General features: G+C 72.0%; 14 protein-coding genes and 1 pseudogene. 7 read left to right on the top strand and 8 right to left on the bottom strand.

Annotation, left to right across the window (positions count from 1 at the left end; all coding sequences use genetic code 11):
- Window positions 1-16 precede the first annotated feature (16 nt).
- The gene (locus tag OM98_RS03395; RefSeq protein WP_010533169.1) at window positions 17-562 is read right to left on the bottom strand and encodes an AMIN-like domain-containing (lipo)protein; all 546 of its coding nucleotides are present in this window, start codon (window positions 560-562) and stop codon (window positions 17-19) included.
- Window positions 563-918: 356 nt separating this feature from the next.
- Here OM98_RS03395 and OM98_RS03390 point away from each other — a divergent pair, with 356 nt between their 5' ends.
- The 3 genes and pseudogenes from OM98_RS03390 to OM98_RS15010 form a co-directional block, all read left to right on the top strand.
- Window positions 919-1,593, top strand: a complete 675-nt coding sequence (locus OM98_RS03390) for a hypothetical protein (protein WP_010533168.1) — start codon at window positions 919-921, stop codon at window positions 1,591-1,593.
- 70 nt (window positions 1,594-1,663) lie between these two features.
- The gene (locus OM98_RS03385) at window positions 1,664-2,155 is read left to right on the top strand and encodes a flavodoxin domain-containing protein (protein WP_010533167.1); all 492 of its coding nucleotides are present in this window, start codon (window positions 1,664-1,666) and stop codon (window positions 2,153-2,155) included.
- A 476-nt stretch (window positions 2,156-2,631) separates the two neighbouring features.
- A pseudogene (locus OM98_RS15010) lies at window positions 2,632-3,258 on the top strand (glycoside hydrolase family 68 protein); the annotation flags it as partial.
- A gap of 98 nt (window positions 3,259-3,356) precedes the next feature.
- Here the strand turns inward: OM98_RS15010 and OM98_RS03375 are convergent.
- The 6 genes from OM98_RS03375 to OM98_RS03350 all read right to left on the bottom strand — a co-directional run bounded on the left by OM98_RS03375 (window position 3,357) and on the right by OM98_RS03350 (window position 10,682).
- A complete protein-coding gene (locus tag OM98_RS03375) occupies window positions 3,357-4,916 on the bottom strand; it encodes a glycoside hydrolase family 32 protein (RefSeq protein WP_010533165.1) in 1,560 nt (519 codons plus the stop codon).
- A 102-nt stretch (window positions 4,917-5,018) separates the two neighbouring features.
- Window positions 5,019-6,032 (bottom strand): LacI family DNA-binding transcriptional regulator, encoded by a 1,014-nt coding sequence (locus tag OM98_RS03370; protein WP_010533164.1) that lies wholly within the window; start codon window positions 6,030-6,032, stop codon window positions 5,019-5,021.
- A gap of 5 nt (window positions 6,033-6,037) precedes the next feature.
- The gene (locus OM98_RS03365) at window positions 6,038-6,985 is read right to left on the bottom strand and encodes a carbohydrate ABC transporter permease (RefSeq protein ID WP_010533163.1); all 948 of its coding nucleotides are present in this window, start codon (window positions 6,983-6,985) and stop codon (window positions 6,038-6,040) included.
- A 1-nt stretch (window position 6,986) separates the two neighbouring features.
- On the bottom strand, window positions 6,987-7,859 hold the full coding sequence (locus OM98_RS03360; protein ID WP_010533162.1) for a carbohydrate ABC transporter permease: 873 nt from the start codon (window positions 7,857-7,859) through the stop codon (window positions 6,987-6,989).
- 3 nt (window positions 7,860-7,862) lie between these two features.
- Window positions 7,863-9,215 (bottom strand): ABC transporter substrate-binding protein, encoded by a 1,353-nt coding sequence (locus tag OM98_RS03355; RefSeq protein WP_010533161.1) that lies wholly within the window; start codon window positions 9,213-9,215, stop codon window positions 7,863-7,865.
- A 48-nt stretch (window positions 9,216-9,263) separates the two neighbouring features.
- The gene (locus OM98_RS03350) at window positions 9,264-10,682 is read right to left on the bottom strand and encodes a glycoside hydrolase family protein (protein WP_010533160.1); all 1,419 of its coding nucleotides are present in this window, start codon (window positions 10,680-10,682) and stop codon (window positions 9,264-9,266) included.
- A 151-nt stretch (window positions 10,683-10,833) separates the two neighbouring features.
- On the opposite strand from OM98_RS03350, the gene OM98_RS14685 reads away from it, so the two are divergent.
- The gene (locus tag OM98_RS14685) at window positions 10,834-11,781 is read left to right on the top strand and encodes an SRPBCC domain-containing protein (protein ID WP_010533159.1); all 948 of its coding nucleotides are present in this window, start codon (window positions 10,834-10,836) and stop codon (window positions 11,779-11,781) included.
- Window positions 11,782-11,793: 12 nt separating this feature from the next.
- Here OM98_RS14685 and OM98_RS03340 read toward each other — a convergent pair whose 3' ends face one another.
- Window positions 11,794-12,138, bottom strand: a complete 345-nt coding sequence (locus OM98_RS03340) for a universal stress protein (protein WP_010533158.1) — start codon at window positions 12,136-12,138, stop codon at window positions 11,794-11,796.
- A gap of 184 nt (window positions 12,139-12,322) precedes the next feature.
- On the opposite strand from OM98_RS03340, the gene OM98_RS03335 reads away from it, so the two are divergent.
- The 3 genes from OM98_RS03335 to OM98_RS03325 are packed head-to-tail and all read left to right on the top strand — an operon-like array spanning window position 12,323 to window position 15,419.
- Window positions 12,323-13,348, top strand: a complete 1,026-nt coding sequence (locus OM98_RS03335) for a tripartite tricarboxylate transporter substrate binding protein (RefSeq protein WP_010533157.1) — start codon at window positions 12,323-12,325, stop codon at window positions 13,346-13,348.
- Window positions 13,349-13,353: 5 nt separating this feature from the next.
- Window positions 13,354-13,914, top strand: coding sequence for a tripartite tricarboxylate transporter TctB family protein (locus OM98_RS03330; RefSeq protein WP_139017556.1), 561 nt, complete (start codon window positions 13,354-13,356; stop codon window positions 13,912-13,914).
- Window positions 13,914-15,419: a tripartite tricarboxylate transporter permease gene (locus tag OM98_RS03325; RefSeq protein ID WP_010533155.1), complete on the top strand. Its 1,506-nt coding sequence runs from the start codon at window positions 13,914-13,916 to the stop codon at window positions 15,417-15,419. Before OM98_RS03330 ends, OM98_RS03325 begins: the two co-directional genes overlap by 1 nt.
- The last annotated feature ends 274 nt before the right edge of the window (window positions 15,420-15,693 follow it).

The raw sequence follows: 15,693 nt of genomic DNA, 5'->3' as shown, positions 1-15,693 counted from the left end.
CAGCGGGATGCCGGGCTCACCAGCGGTGGGCGACGTCCACGACGAGGCGGGAGCCGTCCCCCGGACCGTTCAGGACGAAGGCGCGCATCGGCAGCCGGGCGCGCACGCCGAGGCCGATGAGGCTCTGCCCTTCGAAGCTGGAGCCCCAGACCACCTGGCGGAAGGTCCGGTGCCCGGACACGTCCAGGGCGTGCTCGGGATCGGCCGGCTGGTAGGTGGCCAGACCGTCCACGTCGTAGGCCGCGGCCTCGACCAGGATCTCGAGATCGGCACCCCCGGCCAGCGGGATGGTGTCGCCGGTGCCGAGCGCCTCGACCCGGTCGTAGCGGACGGAGTAGCCGACGACGTCCCCGTCGAGGTCGATGACGAGCCGGTCGAAGCAGGCGTGCCGGCCCGTGCGCAGATCCTCCAGGGGACCGGCGCCGGGCCCGGAGGACGACTCCGGGGTGGATCCCCAGTAGAAGCCGCAGTACGGCGCGGGCTGTGCCGTGGCGGGGACGAGCACGGCGAGACCGCAGACGAGGAGCAGGGAGGAGAGGGCGGAGAGGATACGACGGGACATGGTGCACTCCTTCGTGCCACGGCGATGACGGGACGGCCACCGCCGTGCGGCGATTCTCCGCCGCTGCGACCAGCGCCTTTCAGTGACCGAGCAGTCATGACGTCCGATTCGTGACCTCGCTGACCGAGCCTGCGCGGAGCGGGCGGGAAACCGGACGAATCGCCGAACCGGTGCCGACCGGGGAGGCCGGGAGGGACAGTCCTCCCCATGCCGCGCCCTGGTGGGTCGCCCGGGGGTGGGCGAGGATGGCGAGGGTCGGCGGCACGAGCCGCACCGGGGGATCGAGGGGACGGGGGCGGAGCATGAGCTCGCAGGGAACAGCGCAGGGCCGGGGGCGACCCCGACGGCGCGGGTGGATGATCGCGCTGATCGCGGTGGCGGTGCTGCTGATCCTCGCTCTGCTGACCACGCTCACGGCGGCGCCCCGCACCGCGCTCGCCGTCCGCGCCCAGGCCGGCGCCGGCTACGAGCGCTGGGAGCCGGTCATCGATCAGGCCGCCGATGGCACCCGCGCGGCCCTGGACCCGCTGGTCGGGGAGCCGATCGGGGAGGTCTGGACGCTCTCCTGCCGCCTGGAGGGCGGCCTCGACACGCGGCAGGTGCAGGAGTGCCGGCTCTCCGTGGACCTCAGCTACGAGCTCGCGGGCACGACGCCGAGAGAGGAGGAGCTGGTCGACGCCCTGGAGGCCGCCGACCTCGGCGGGGAGCAGGCGTGGGAACCGTCGACGGGCCCCGCCTGGGAGGGAAGGCAGGTCGCAGGGCTCACCGACGGGGTGCTCAGCGGGTCCGCGGACGTCGCCCGCCCCGGTGACTCCCCGCGGTTCAGCGACGAGGTGGTCCAGTGCGCCGGACCCAGGGAGCACCAGCGGGTCGTCCGGTTGCCCGGGGAGCGTGAGCAGTCCGAGACCCGGATGACGGTCGGACTCTCCATTCCTATCTCCCGCACCCCGCTGGCGCGGGACCTGCTGCCCGGGGACTGCCTGGTCGGATACCGTGGGGTCGCCCTCCCGGACGTCCCGGGCTACTCCTGAGCAGAGCGGTCCGTCGTCGCCGGGCCGTGGGTCCCTCCGTGGCCATCGAAGCAGGTGACAGGGTGGTTCCATGAGCGTCCTGGTCGCCTATGCCACCCATTCCGGAGCCACCCGCAGCCTCGCCGAGGTGATCGTCGACGAGCTCATCCTCGCCGGCACCGAGGCCGTGCTGCACGATATCGCCGCGGACCCGGACCCCGTCGGCCACGACGCCGCGGTGATCGGCTCCGGCATCCGCATGGATGCCCTGGAGAAGAGCTTCCAGGACTGGGCCGGCCGGCACGCGGCCGCGCTCGGAGCCCGCCCTGTGGCCCTGTTCACTTGCTCCGGCTCCGCCGCGAACCCCGCCAAGGCCGAGCGTCAGAAGGGCACCGAGAGCTTCCTGGCCCGCAGTCCGATCCGCCCCGTCGCGGTGCGGAACTTCCCCGGCTGGGTGCTGATGGACCGCATCCCTCTGGCCGAGCGCACCCTGCTGCGGGCGATGCGCACCCCGATCGGCGACTTCCGGGACCTCGACGCGGTCGCGGCCTGGGCGCGGGAGGTCCGGCCGTTGCTCCGCTGACCGAGGGGTCCCGCACCGGCTCCGCTGATGACCCACATGACCATGCTCTGGCCCGAGGAGACGGCCTGGTCAACGCCGTGAGCAGGACACATTCTTCACGGTGAGCCACATCACGATGTGGTGCACGTCTCGGTGGCATGTCTGCTCGGCCTGATACATCGTCTCGGTGGGATCCCTCTGGGTTCCCCTCTCCTCCGGGGCGGCCGCTGGTCCCCTGTAGTACGTCGTACCCCGTCAGAGGAGACGCTGTGCCCTGCATCCCTTACCCGGAGAACCCCGTCCTGAACCCCATCCGCCGCGGCCTCTGAGCCCTCGCTTTCGGCACGTTCGCGGCCCCAACCACCGCCGCCGCGGTGGGCGCCCCCCGGGCCTCCGCCGCTGAGGGTCCCCAGCCCACCGCGCACACCCGCCAGGCGTACGACCCGATCCAGTCCGGCTTCACCGCCAAGTGGACCCGCGCCGACGCCCGCCAGATCATGGCCACCCAGAACGACCCCGACGTGGAGGCCGGGGAGAACTCGATGCCCGCGACCATCACGAGGCCGGACATCCCCTTCGACGAGCGGCACTTGAGCGCCCGCATCGGCTGGTTCATCCGCCGCTTCGACGTCGATTCCGACTCGGAGTGGAACGACCAGGGCTACGTCTTCGAGGACGACACCTCCTTGTCCAACACCGAGTGGTCCGGCTCGGCCCGCTACCTCGGCGACGACCTGATCCGGATCTTCTACACGGCCACCACCTTCGGCGACAAGCGGCCCGGCACCGACGGCAAGCCCGCCGTGCTGGCGACCGTCGAGGAGGTCAACGCCTCCGGCGCCGACTACCAGCGCGGGAACATCGGCCTGGCCTGTGCAGACAACAACGACCTGACGGCCTGGACGATGCTGCCGCCGATCCTCTCGGCCTACGGCGTCAACGACCAGACCGAGCGGCCGCAGATGATCCGCAAGGACGGGCTCTACTACCTGTACACGATCTCCCACCAGTACACCTATGCGGTCGGGCTGCGCGGCCCGGACGGGGTGTACGGCTTCGTGGGAGAGGGCATCCGTTCCGAATTCGAGCCGCTGAACGGCTCGGGGCTGGTGCTGGCCAACCCCACCGACCTGAACCTGTCGGCGGAGAGCCAGGGCACCTCGGAGGACTCCGACGGTCCCGTCCCCCACGCGGGGGACCGGGCCGTCGGCCCGGGCGGGGCTCAGTGCACCCGGACGGTGATGTGCGAGGCCGTCACCGGGCCGCCGTCGCCGTGCAGCGCGATGCCCGTGTCCGCGGGCAGGAAGTGCACCTGCTGGGACAGCACCGTGTGCCCGGAGTTCGCGAAGACCTCCACGCTCTGGGTGTCCACGAAGATCCGCAGGTGCACGTGCCGGGCCGCCGGGTCGATGGGCGCCTCCGCCTGGGTGAACTCCCCGAAGGAGAAGCCCTCCAGGTCGGAGGGGCCACGGTCCACGTACAGCTTCCCGTCGTGAACGCCGACGTTCGTGTGCCGGGAGCCGTCCGCGGAGCGGCCCAGGGAGACCCCCAGGTTGGCGGCGGAGTCCCAGGCCAGGTCGAGCTCCAGCTCATAGGCGCGCCCGGACCAGGGCAGGTCCCACCAGCCGGCCACCACCTGATCGGGGATCTCCACCACCTCGGAGGCCGTGGCCGCGAGCTGCGGGACCGGCCGGCTGAGCAGCGCGTACCGGCCGTCGGACTCCCGCTGCAGGTGGATCTCGCGGACGATCGAGTTCTGGCCGTTGTAGCCGTCCGAGGCGTCGGTGGGGACGTCCCGGTTGGCGTACTTCCAGTTGTTCATCCAGGCGATCGCGTAGCGCGTGCGCTCCGGGTCCTCGGGTTTCGGCCAGGTCACCGCCGCGTACCAGTCCCAGCCCCAGTCCAGCCACTGCGGGGTGAGGTCGTCGGCCAGGAACTGCTCCCCGTCCCAGCGGCCGGTCCAGTAGGCGTAGGTCATCGGCAGGCCTACCCCCCAGGCGTCCATGCTCGCGCCCAGCACCCAGTGCGAGGTGCCGTCGTCGGCGGTGATCTCGAAGAGGTCGGGGCACTCGATGCCGCCGAGGTCGAGGTCGTCCGGCTCCACCAGGTAGTCGAAGTTGCGGCGCAGACGCCAGTGCACGAGGTCCGTCGAGGTGTAGAACGCCGCGTACTTCTTGCGGCCGATCACGCAGACCCACTCCTCGGTGGCGGCGTCCCAGTGGATCTTGGGGTCGCGGAACCACTCGGCGTTGAGGACCTCCTCCCCGGTGACGGCCTCGCGGCCGTCCTCGTTGGGGATCACCGGCTCCTCGCGGCGGGTGAAGGTGGCGCCGCCGTCGTGGGAGACGTAGAGGTACTGCTCCTGGTACTTCCGGATCCCGTCGGTGGGCTGGGTGGGATAGGCCAGCACAGTCCCGGCGCCGTAGCCGGCGTCGTCGTGCTCGTCGACCACCAGGCAGCCGGACCAGACGGGGAAGTCCGGGCGCAGCGGGATCGCATCGCCGTGGTGGGTGAAGTGCACGAGGTCCTCGGTGGTGGCGCGGTCCCAGCCGCCGTCCCCGGAGTTGATCTCGGAGTGCAGGTAGTAGAGGTGGTGGACGCCGTCGCGGACGATCGGGCGCTGCGGGTCGCAGAGCCAGCCGTGCGGCGGGGTCATGTGGAAGCGGGCGCGCAGGGAGGGGTCCTCGGCGCAGGCGGCCAGGGGCAGGGCGCTCGCCCCCGCCAGGGCCAGGCCGCCCAGCGAGGTGGTGCGCAGGAGGTGTCGGCGGGTGAAGGGGTCCATGATTCGGCTCTCTCGTCGTCGAGGGGAGGAGGACCGCCGCAGGGAGTCCCGCGGGGCGGAGCGGTGCCCGGGCGGGCGCCGCCCGCCCGGGCACGACGAGGATCAGCGCGGGGCGATCGAACAGCGAGGGATCGGAGGGCAGTCCACCCGGAGCTGCTGCCCGGGGGCCACCTCCTCCTCGCCCAGCAGCACCCGGATGCCGGCAGCCCCGAGCTCGTAATGGGGCAGGGCCACGGTCGACAGCGCCGGCCGCAGGTGCCCGGCGATGACCTCCTGGTTGTCGAAACCGACCACCGAGAGGTCCTCCGGGATGCGCAGGCCCCGCTCGCGCAGCGCGTCGTACAGGCCCATCGCGACCCGGTCGTTGTGGCAGAACACGGCGGTGGCGCCGAGCTCGAGCACGCGGTCGGCGGCGTCGTAGCCGCCCTCCTGCTCGGGCAGGGCGTCGACCACGAGGGCGTCGTCGAGGGGGAGGCCGGCCTCCACCAGCGCCTCGCGGTGGCCGCGCAGGCGGCCCTCGCGGGCGGGGGAGGGGGAGGTGGTGTTCAGGAAGGCGATCCGGTCGTGGCCCTGTGCGATGAGCATCTCGGTGGCGGTGCGGCCGCCGGCCACCTCGTCGGGCACCACGGCCCGGGCACCGGTGCCCGGGGCGTAGCAGTTCACCAACACGTGCTCCGCCTCCGCGAGGCCCGGCGGCAGGGTCAGGGCCTGATGGGTCCAGCTCGAGTAGAGGATGCCGCTGACCTGGTACTCCAGCATCATCGCGAGCGCATTCTGCTCGGCGGCGGCGTCGGCCTCGGTGTTGGCCACCAGCAGCACCCGGCCGTGGCGCCAGGCCTCCTCCTGGGCGCCGCGGATGATCTGGCCGGCGAAGGGCGTGGTGGCGATCGAGTCCGCGACCAGGCCGATGAAGCGGCTGGTGCCCTGCACCAGGTTCTTGGCCAGGATGTTGGGCCGGTAGCCGAGGTCCACCACGGCCTGGCGCACCCGGGAGCGGGTCTTCGCGCCGATGCGGACGCCCGGCTTGTCGTTGATGACGTGGGAGACCGTGGTGACGGACACGCCCGCCCGCTCGGCCACCTCGCGCATCGTCACCGTGCGCCCGTTCTCCGTCATCGTCCTCATCCCTTGCTCGCCCCGCTCTCGAGACCGTAGATCATCGCGCGGTTCAGCACGAGGAAGACCAGCAGCAGCGGGGTGACGGTGATCGACACGGCGGCGAAGGTGGCGGTCCAGTCGGTGTTGCCCATGGCCCCGATGTAGTTCTGCAGGCCCAGCGGGATCGTCTTCAGCTCGTCGCTGAGGATGAAGGTGTTGGCGAAGATGAAGTCGTTCCAGATGAAGATCGCGTTGACCATCACCACCGTGACCACGGTGTTCAAGGACATCGGCATCGTGATGCGGAAGAAGATCCGGTAGGGGCCGGCGCCGTCGATGCTGGCCGCCTCGTACAGCTCCCGCGGGATGTAGCTGAAGAACGACAGGAACAGGAACATCGCCATCGGCAGGGCGAAGCCCGCCAGCGGGATCATCACCGCCACGTAGGTGTCCAGTAGCCCGATCCGCGAGTAGTCGATGAACAGCGGCACCAGGGCAACCTGCACGGGCACCACGATGCCCAGCAGGAACAGTCCGTGCACCAGGTTGCTGCCGCGGAAGCCGAGCACCTGGATCGCGTAGGCCCCGGCCATCCCGCAGACCACCAGCAGGGCGCAGGCGCCGCCGGTGATGATCAGCGAGTTCAGGATGTTGCGCAGCAGGCTGCCCTGCTCGAGGGCCCGCGCGAAGTTCTCCAGGGTGAGCTCGGTGGGGATCGAGAAGGGGTTGGAGGCGGCGAAGTCCTGCCGGTCGCGCAGGCTGGTCTGCAGCAGCCACAGGAAGGGGTACACCTGCAGGATCAGCACGCAGACGATGAGCACCCGGGAGACGACCTGCGAGATCCGCAGCCGTGAGGGACGGCGGGAGCCGGGGCGTCCCCGGCGCGGGGCGCGGGGCGCGGAGGCGTCCGGGGCGGTGTCGGTCATGGTCTGTCCCTCCCGGGAGGGGTCGGTGGGGGCGAGCACGGTCATCTCAGGCGTCCTTCCGCCGCAGCGAGAAGAGGATCAGGCCGACCGCCACCAGGCACTCCACCACGATGAACACCGAGATGGCGCTCGCGTAGCCGTAGTGCCCGCTGGTGAAGGCCGTCTTGTACATGTAGGTCGTGACCAGTTCCGAGGCCTGCCCCGGTCCGCCGTTGGTGAGCAGGAAGGGGATGTCGAAGCCGCGCAGCGCGTAGGTGGTGGCCATGATCATCGTGGTGATGAAGACCGGCATGATGTGCGGGAAGCGGATCTTCGTGAACACGGTCCAGGCGTTCGCCCCGTCCAGGGCGGCGGCCTCCTCCTGCTCCCGCGGCACCGCCAGCAGCGCCGCGTAGAGGATCACCGTGTACAGGCCCAGGAAGCGCCAGCCCTCGGGGATGGAGACGGCCGCCAGCACCGTGGACACGTCCGACAGCCAGGGCCGGGCCAGGGCGTCGAGCCCCACCGCGGAGAGCATCGTGTTGATCAGGCCGTCCCCGCCGTAGATGCGCTGGAACAGCAGCGCGATCGCGGGGGTCGAGATCACGGCGGGCATCAGGTAGAGCACCTTGAAGACCTCACGGCCCTTGGTGATGGTCAGCAGCAGGCTGGCCACCAGCAGGCCGCCGCCCACCTGCAGCACCAGGCAGATCACCAGGTACAGCAGCTGGTTGCCGAAGGCGGTCCAGAAGATGTCGTCGCCGAACAGCAGGCGCCGGTAGTTCTCCAGCCCCACGAACTCCATCGGGAAGATGCCGTCCCACTGGAAGAAGCTCAGGAACAGCGACTGCACGATGGGCAGCAGCACCCCGCCGCCGAACAGCAGCAGCGGCGGAGCCAGGAACAGCACCACGGAGGTGCGCGAACGATGGGGAAGCACGGATCAGCCCTCCGCGTCCTCGAAGTAGCGCGGGGCGTTCTCCTCGAGCGTGGAATCCATGGTGGTCAGGAACTCCTCCGCCGTCACGTCGCCCTGCACCAGCAGCACCAGCTCCTGCTGCAGGCGGGAGTTGGTGGTCGGGTCGAGCTGGGTGTCCCAGGGCATCAGGGTGGCCTCGCCGAGGTCCTCGGCGGCCGCGATGGCCTCCTCGTAGATCGGCAGCGCGTTCTCGGGGATCACGGGGTCCACGGTGGTGGGGCCCAGCAGACCGCTCTCGGCGTACAGCGCCGGGTAGCGGCCCAGCGCGAACTCGAGGAAGTCCCGCACCAGCGGGTCGTAGGTCTCCGCGTTCACGGCGACGCCGATGCCGGAGGGTGCCACGTACTCGTTCTCCGCGGTCACGGAGCCCTCGGTGACGGGCAGGGTGAAGAACGCGATGTTCTCGCGCATCTCCTCGGGCAGCTCCTCGGTGGCGAGGTTCGGCAGCTCCCAGGTGCCCATGTTGTAGATCGCGGCCTTCCCGGAGGTGAAGGCGGCCTGCGCGTCCGCGTAGCCCACGGAGGAGAAGCCGGGCTCGAAGGCCTCGACCTCGCCGAGGCGGGCCAGCCACTCGGCGCTCGCGGTGCCGGGCTCGTCGGCGAAGGCGGCGTCGCCGCGCTTGAGCTCCTGGATGTACTCGGGGCCGGCGATCCGGAAGGGCTGGTAGGCGACGTAGCGCTCGAGCGGCCAGGCGTCCTGCCCACCGACGGCGATCGGGGTGATGTCGGCGCCGCGCAGGGTCTCGCAGACCTCGACCATCTCGTCCAGGGTGGTGGGCACCTCGACGCCCGCCTCCTCGAACAGGGCGGTGTTGTACCAGAACACCTCGAGGCCGAACTCGAGCGGGATCATGTACAGCGCGCCGTCGTCGAAGCGCTGGTAGTCCAGGGCGGCAGGCCGGAACTCCTCGAGGATCCCGAACTGGGTGAGCAGGTCCTCCACGTCGATCATCTGCCCGGTCTCGGCGAGCTTGGCGGCGAAGGGGGTGGCGTCGGTGTCGAACAGCTCCGGCAGCTCCCCGGCGGCGGCCAGGGTCTCGTACTTCTGGATGTAGCTGGGACGGTCCGGGGTGGTGATCAGCTCGAGGGAGAAGCCCTCGTTCTCGGCGGCGTACTCGTCCGCGATCTGCTCCATGATCGAGATGACGGCGCCGTCGGCGGGCCGCGAGAGCAGCCAGGAGATGGCGCGGGGCTCCACCTCCCCCTCGACGGCCGCCCCGGTGGCGGCCGCGCCGCCGGAGCCGGAACCGCCACAGGCGGCGAGGACGGGGACGGTGGCCGCTCCGGCGGCCAGGGCGAGGAACTGCGAGCGCTTCATGATGATCTCCTTCGATATCGGGTGGGGTCGCTCGGGGTGGTGCGGGGGTCAGGCGGTGGTGACGCGCAGGGATCGCAGGCCGATCGCGGCGTCGTCGGCGAACAGGCCGAGGCGGCCGGTCCGGTGGTCGTAGAGACGGGTGGAGAGCACGACCCGCTGATCGAGGCAGGCGACCAGCAGGTCGTCCTCGAGGATCAGATCGAGACGGTGGTCCGGGCCGCTCAGGTCGGCCGGTCGCTCGAGGTCCAGGGCGTGGGGGATGTCGCCCGAGATCTGCCACTGCTCGGTGCCGGTCGCGGGTCGCGGCCAGCGGTCCAGCACCATGCGGCCGGCGCGGGGCTCCAGGCGCAGCACGTAGCCGTGCTCGCCCTCGGCGTCGGTGCGCAGCAGCAGCCCGGCGGCGCGACCCTCGGGGTCCAGGGTCAGCTCCGCGCGGATCGTGCAGCGGGCGGGAAGATCGGTGGTGCCCACGCGGGAGGCGTAGGAGGTGGGGGCCTCCAGCGCCCCGGGGGCGAGGCCGGCGTCGAGCGCCGTGGGGTCCGCGGCGAGCACCTCGGCGGGGATCCGCACGTCCAGGGTGCCGTCCTCGCGCTGCACCGCCTCCAGCAGGGAGAGGGTGCCGGCCCACAGCCAGGGGCCGTCGTCCGTCTCGCCCTCGCGGCTGGCGATCCAGCCGGCGAGGATGCGGCGCCCGTGCCACTCGGCGGACTTCACGGCGTAGAAGGCGCGGCCGTCGAGGGTGTCGTGGCGGGGGGCGTGCCAGGGACCCTCGGGGGAGCGGGACATCCGGTAGCGGGTCTGGAAGGCGTCGGTGAACTCGGAGTACACCAGGTACCACCAGTCGCCGATCCGGAAGATCTCGGGGCACTCCTGGGTGAGGAAGCGGTGCGGGTCCCACAGCGGGTCGGCGCTCTGCCAGCGGACCAGGTCGGTGCTGCGCAGGCGGCCGACGGTGCCGCGGCGGCGCTCGGGGCCCTCCGCGTGGCGGGCGGCGAGGATCAGCTGCCAGGGCTGGCCGGGGCCGGTGCGGTAGACGAAGGGGTCGCGGAAGTCCGCGGGGTCGTAGCCCTCGGGGGCGCCCACGGTGTGCTCGGGGTGCTTGTCCCAGTGGATCAGGTCGGTGCCGGTGGCGTGCATGACCACCTGCAGGGGGCGGCCGTCGGGGGCGGTGCGGCGCGGGTTCTGGCCCGTGTAGAAGAGGTGGTGCAGGCCCTCGTCGTCGGTGACCACGGAGCCGGTGTAGGCGTTGAAGTCGGCGGCGTCCTCGTCGCCGTGGGGGAGCACCTCGCCGTGGTCGGTGAAGGTCACCAGGTCCTCGGTGGTCACCAGGTGCCAGGAGGTGCCGGGCTTGGGGCTCCGGCGGCGTTCGTGCAGGTAGTACAGGTACAGCACCCCGCCGTGGGAGAAGGGGATCAGGTCGCCCACCCAGTGCGGGTCGGGGCGGAAGAACGGGGTTCGCAGCGGCATGTCACTCCCTCGTGATCAATCGTTTGATCATGGACAGTAGGACGTGGATCACGGTTGGTCAAGCGTTTGTCCACTCCGAATGTCGAGTTTTTTCGGTCGGGCGTCCGTCGGGTCGCTGGACTCCGGCGGCGCGGCTGGCTATCCAGGGGGCATGAGCACCGACGCCCCTGACCCGACCGTGCCCACCTCGCAGGCCACGGGGGGAGTGCCGCGCACCGCGGACGGCGTCCCCGCGCCCCGCCTCGAGGACCGCGACGGCCGCGCCGCCGTGGTCGTCTCCCGCCTCCTGCCGCATCCACCCGAGGAGGTGTGGGAGGGCATCACCCGCCCCGTGCTGCTGGAGCCCTGGTTCCCCGGCGCCCCCGTGTTCACGCTGCGCGAGGGCGGCACCGCGCGCTTCCCCGCCTTCGGCGAGGGCCCCGAGGGCTACGGCCAGATGCTCGAGGTCGAGCACGGCGAACGGCTGCGCTTCACCTGGGGCGGCGAGGAGATGACCCTCGCGCTGCGTCCCGAGGGCGACGGCACCCTGCTGACCATCACCCAGCTCGGCGACGACCGGCCCGGCACCGCCAGCTACGCCACCGGCTGGGAGGCCTGCCTGGAAGGCCTCGCCCAGGTGCTCGCCGGCCAGGAGGTCACCGACCCGGGACCGCGTCCTGCGCGCCACGAGGAGCTCGCCGCCGCCTTCGGCCTGGACCGGCCCGTGCCCGCCGAGGACGCCCAGGGCTGGGTGCTGCGCTGGTCACGGCAGCTGGTGGTGCCCGCCGAGACCGCCTGGGAGCTGTGGCTGGCCGGGGGAGACCCCGCCGGGCACGGCCCCGACCCCGAGATCGACCGGGCCTTCCGGTCGCCCCGCGCCCCCGAGGTGGTGCTCGGCACCGTCACCGCCCTGGACCCGCCGCGCCTGCTGGTGCTGGAGGTGGACCCCGCCGAGCCCGGCGAGGGGCTGCGGGTGGCCACGGGCGAGGGCACCGGTCACGGCACCCGGCTGGAGGTGGTGCTCAGCGGCACCGACGCCGCCGAGCGCGAGGCCGGCCGCGAGCAGTGGACCGCGGCCGTCGCGGGCCTGGCCGCCGCCGCGCTCCGACGACGGGACTGATTCGGGCTCCGGTCAGGCCTTGACGCAGATGACGGGCTTGTTCGCCTCGAGGATGATCTGCTGGGCGGAGGAGCCGAGGAACAGCTTGGCCACCGCGGTGCGGTGCCGCACGCCGATGACCAGGGCGGAGATGTCGTCGCGCTCGGCGCGGTCGATGAGGTCGCCGGCGGGGGAGTGGGTGCGGCCATCGGGGTGCTCGACGGTCTCGGGGATGCCGTCCAGCTCCGGGGAGGGCGTGTGCTCGCCCTCCAGCTGGAAGTACACGATGCCCTCGCCGCGGCGCCGGGCCTCCTCGATCGCGTAGCGGTAGGCGGCCTGGCCGGCCGGGGTGGCGGTGCCGGCGACGAGCACGGACATGGGTCCTCCCGAGGTGGGGCGAGCGGGCACCACGGCGGGCCCGGCGGGATCGTCCCGGCACTGTATCCCGCGCATTCCGCCGCGGCGATCCCCGCCGCCGGGAGCGGGCGCGGCGTGCTTTCATGGGGGCCTCCCCAGCGTCGGGGCCCCCTCCGACGTCCCCCATGACGAAGGAGTCGTGCCGATGGGTCCCGACGACCACGGCGCCGACCGGCCCGCCGCCCCGGCATCCCCCTCCCGCCGCCGTGCTCTCAGCATCGGTTTCGGCGTGCTCGCCGTGCCCGTGATCGCCGCCGCCGGCTACCAGTCGATCCGCTCCGCCTCCGGCGGCAGCACCATCTCCGCGAACCTCACCCTCGTGGCCCCCGCGGCCGCCGGCGGCGGCTGGGACGCCTTCCAGCGGGAGCTGCAGCAGGTCATGCGCACCCACAGCCTGGTCGGGAACGTGCAGGTGGTGAACATCCCGGGCGCCGGCGGCACCATCGCGCTGGGCAGCGTCGGCCGCCTCACCCAGCCGAACACGCTGATGGTGGGCGGCACCGGCCAGATCGCCGCCCAGATCCAGTTCGACACCCCCTCGCAGATCACCGACGTCACCCCCGTCGCCCGCGTGATCGAGGAGTACGACCTCATCGCCGTGCCCGCCGACGGCCCCCACCAGGACCTCGACGGCCTTATCGCCGACTGGCGTGAGAACACCCCGGACGTCGCCTGGACCGGCGGCGGCTCCTTCGACCAGCTGGTGATGACCGACCTCGCGCTCGCCGCGGACATCGCCCCCGGGGACACCACCTACATCCCCTCCGACGGGGGCGGCGAGGCGATCCAGGCGATCCTCAACGGCACCGCCCAGGCCACGGCCGGCGGCTTCGCCGACATCTACCCGCAGGTCGAGTTCGGCCGGCTGCGGGCCCTCGGCGTCGTCGCCCCGCAGCGGCTGGAGGGCGTGGACATCCCGACACTGCCCGAGCTCGGCTACGACGTGACCCTGACCAACTGGCGGGCCCTGTTCGCGCCGCCCGTCGTCACCGCCGAGGAGATCGCGGAGTTCGAGGAGCTGCTGGAGCAGGCCTTCGCCACCCCCGAATGGGCCGACGCCGTGGCCCGCTACAACTGGGTGGAGGTGCCCGCCACCGGCGAGGAGCTCCGGGCGTACATCGAGGAGGAGACCGAGCGCATCGCCGGGCTCTTCGCGGAGATCGAGGGATGAGCAGCATGGACACCACCCCCAGCACCCCCGCCCCGGCACCGCAGGCCACGCAGTCACCGGCCGAGGCGTCGCCGCGGCCCGCGCGCGGCGGACGCTCCGGCCTGGTGATGCCCCTGCTGCTCGCCGCGATCAGCGTGTTCCTGCTGGTCGGCGCCGCCACCCTGGACGCCGTGGGGACCGAGTTCCCCGGGCCGCGGTTCCTGCCCGTGATCCTCGCCGTCGTCGGCCTGGTGCTCGCCGCGATCCTGGCCGTGGGAGCGATCCGCCACCCCGAGCCCTCCGTGGACCCGACCACGGGCGCGGCCCGCCCCCGCACCGATCTGGTGGCGCTGGCCTGGGTGGGCGGCGGTTTCCTGGCCTTCGCGCTGCTGCTGACCTATCTGGGCTGGATCCTCGCCGGGGCGCTGCTGTTCTGGTGCACCAGCCACGGCTTCGGCTCCCGCCGACCCGGCTTCGACGTGCTGCTGGGCCTGTTCCTGGCCTCGGCCGTCTACCTGATCTTCGGCACCGGCCTGGGGCTGGTGCTGCCCACCGGATTCCTCGGCATGCTGGGAGGGGGCGCCTGATGGACCAGCTCGGACTGCTGATGGAGGGCTTCGCGGGAGCCCTCACCCCGATGAACCTGCTGTGGGTGGTGGTCGGCTGCCTGCTCGGCACCGCCGTGGGCGTGCTGCCCGGCCTCGGCTCCTCGATGGCCGTGGCGCTACTGCTGCCGATGACCTTTGCCCTCGATCCCACCGCCGCCTTCATCCTCTTCGCCGGCGTCTACTTCGGCGGCCTGTTCGGCGACTCCACGATGGCGATCCTGCTGAACACCCCCGGCCAGGCCAGCGCCATCGCCTCCACCTTCGAGGGCCACAAGATGGCCAACTCCGGGCGCGCCCCGCAGGCGCTCGCGACCGCCGCGATCGGCGCCTTCATCGGCGGCATGATCGCCTCGGTGCTGGTCGTGTTCCTCTCGCCGACGCTGGTGGCGGTCTCGGCCAGCTTCGGCCCGCCCGAGTACTTCGCCCTCGCCCTGTTCGCCTTCGTGGCCACCTCCTCCGTGGTGGCCGACAACATCGCCAAGGGCCTCGCGGCGCTCGTGATCGGCGTGGCCATCACGATGGTCGGCATCGACGGCATCTCCGGCCTGGAGCGCTACACCCTGGGCGCCCCGCAGCTGTTCGACGGGATCTCCCTGGTCACCGTCACCGTCGGCATCCTCGCCCTCGGCGAGGTGCTGTTCGTGGCCTCCCGCATCCGCGGCACCCGCGAGGACCTGCGCATCCGCGCCGCCGGACGCCCCTTCCTCTCCGCCGCCGAGGTGAAGGAGGCCGCCCCCGCTTGGGCCCGCGGCACCCTCATCGGCCTGCCCTTCGGTGTGGTCCCCGCCGGCGGCGCCGAGGTGCCCACCTTCCTGGCCTACGAGGCGGAGCGGCGCCTGGACCGCCGCCGGAAGCACCCCGTGTTCGGCAAGGGCGCCATCCGCGGCCTGGCCGCCCCCGAGGCCGCCGGCAACGCCACCACCGGCATGGCGATGGGCGCCCTGCTGGCCCTCGGCCTGCCGATCTCCGCGACCGCCGCGATCATGCTGGCCGCCTTCCGGCAGTACGGCCTGCAGCCGGGCCCGCTGCTGTTCGAGCGCAGCCCCGAGCTGGTGTGGGCGCTGCTGGCCAGCTTCTTCCTGGCGATGGTGGTGCTGCTGATCATCAACCTGCCCTTCGCCCAGCTCTGGTCGAAGCTGCTGCTGATCCCCAAGCCCCAGCTCTACGGCGGCATCACCCTGTTCTGCGGGCTCGGCATCTACGCCACCTCCGGGGCGGTGTTCGATCTGCTGATGCTGCTGGGCGTGGGCGTGCTGGGCTTCCTGATGCGCCGCTACGAGTACCCGCTGGCGCCGCTGATGATCGGCATGGTGCTGGGTCCGCTCGCCGAGAGCTCCCTGCGTGACGCCCTGCTCTCCTCCGTGGGCGACCCGCGAGTGCTGGTCTCCAGCCCCATCACCATCGTGATCTACGCGCTGCTGGCCGTGGTCGTGGCCCTCGCGGTCCGCGCCGCCGTCCGCCAGCGCACCCGCGAGGACCTCTGAGCACTCGCGTCCGCTGAGCGCCTGCGGCGCGCCCTGCCCCGCCACCCCCTCCTCCCCCGCCCCCGCCATCCTCGCCACCCCAGCCTCCCCAGACTCTTCTTCCCTCGAGCTCTTCGTTCGTGTGTGCATGGACCGCCATGGACGCAGACGTGAAGAGCTCGATGGGCGGAGGCACGGTGAGAATCCCGGTCCGCCTTGCAAGAATCCCCGGGGTGCCGTAGGTTCGGCCGAGCAGGCACATGTAAGCGGTTGCACCCCTCGGGCCTGCAGGGAC

Origin of the sequence: Brachybacterium squillarum M-6-3 (assembly GCF_000225825.1) — a bacterium.
Taxonomy (GTDB): domain Bacteria; phylum Actinomycetota; class Actinomycetes; order Actinomycetales; family Dermabacteraceae; genus Brachybacterium; species Brachybacterium squillarum.
This window is presented reverse-complemented; position numbering and strand designations above follow the sequence as displayed.

Coding starts and splice junctions, on each gene's coding strand:
- OM98_RS03335 (WP_010533157.1), top strand. CDS start 12,323: ATGGGTCCCGACGACCACGGCGCCGACCGGCCCGCCGCCCCGGCATCC.
- OM98_RS03385 (WP_010533167.1), top strand. CDS start 1,664: ATGAGCGTCCTGGTCGCCTATGCCACCCATTCCGGAGCCACCCGCAGC.
- OM98_RS03390 (WP_010533168.1), top strand. CDS start 919: ATGATCGCGCTGATCGCGGTGGCGGTGCTGCTGATCCTCGCTCTGCTG.
- OM98_RS03325 (WP_010533155.1), top strand. CDS start 13,914: ATGGACCAGCTCGGACTGCTGATGGAGGGCTTCGCGGGAGCCCTCACC.
- OM98_RS03340 (WP_010533158.1), bottom strand. CDS start 12,138: ATGTCCGTGCTCGTCGCCGGCACCGCCACCCCGGCCGGCCAGGCCGCC.
- OM98_RS14685 (WP_010533159.1), top strand. CDS start 10,834: ATGAGCACCGACGCCCCTGACCCGACCGTGCCCACCTCGCAGGCCACG.
- OM98_RS03350 (WP_010533160.1), bottom strand. CDS start 10,682: ATGCCGCTGCGAACCCCGTTCTTCCGCCCCGACCCGCACTGGGTGGGC.
- OM98_RS03355 (WP_010533161.1), bottom strand. CDS start 9,215: ATGAAGCGCTCGCAGTTCCTCGCCCTGGCCGCCGGAGCGGCCACCGTC.
- OM98_RS03330 (WP_139017556.1), top strand. CDS start 13,354: ATGGACACCACCCCCAGCACCCCCGCCCCGGCACCGCAGGCCACGCAG.
- OM98_RS03395 (WP_010533169.1), bottom strand. CDS start 562: ATGTCCCGTCGTATCCTCTCCGCCCTCTCCTCCCTGCTCCTCGTCTGC.
- OM98_RS03375 (WP_010533165.1), bottom strand. CDS start 4,916: ATGGACCCCTTCACCCGCCGACACCTCCTGCGCACCACCTCGCTGGGC.
- OM98_RS03370 (WP_010533164.1), bottom strand. CDS start 6,032: ATGACGGAGAACGGGCGCACGGTGACGATGCGCGAGGTGGCCGAGCGG.
- OM98_RS03365 (WP_010533163.1), bottom strand. CDS start 6,985: ATGACCGTGCTCGCCCCCACCGACCCCTCCCGGGAGGGACAGACCATG.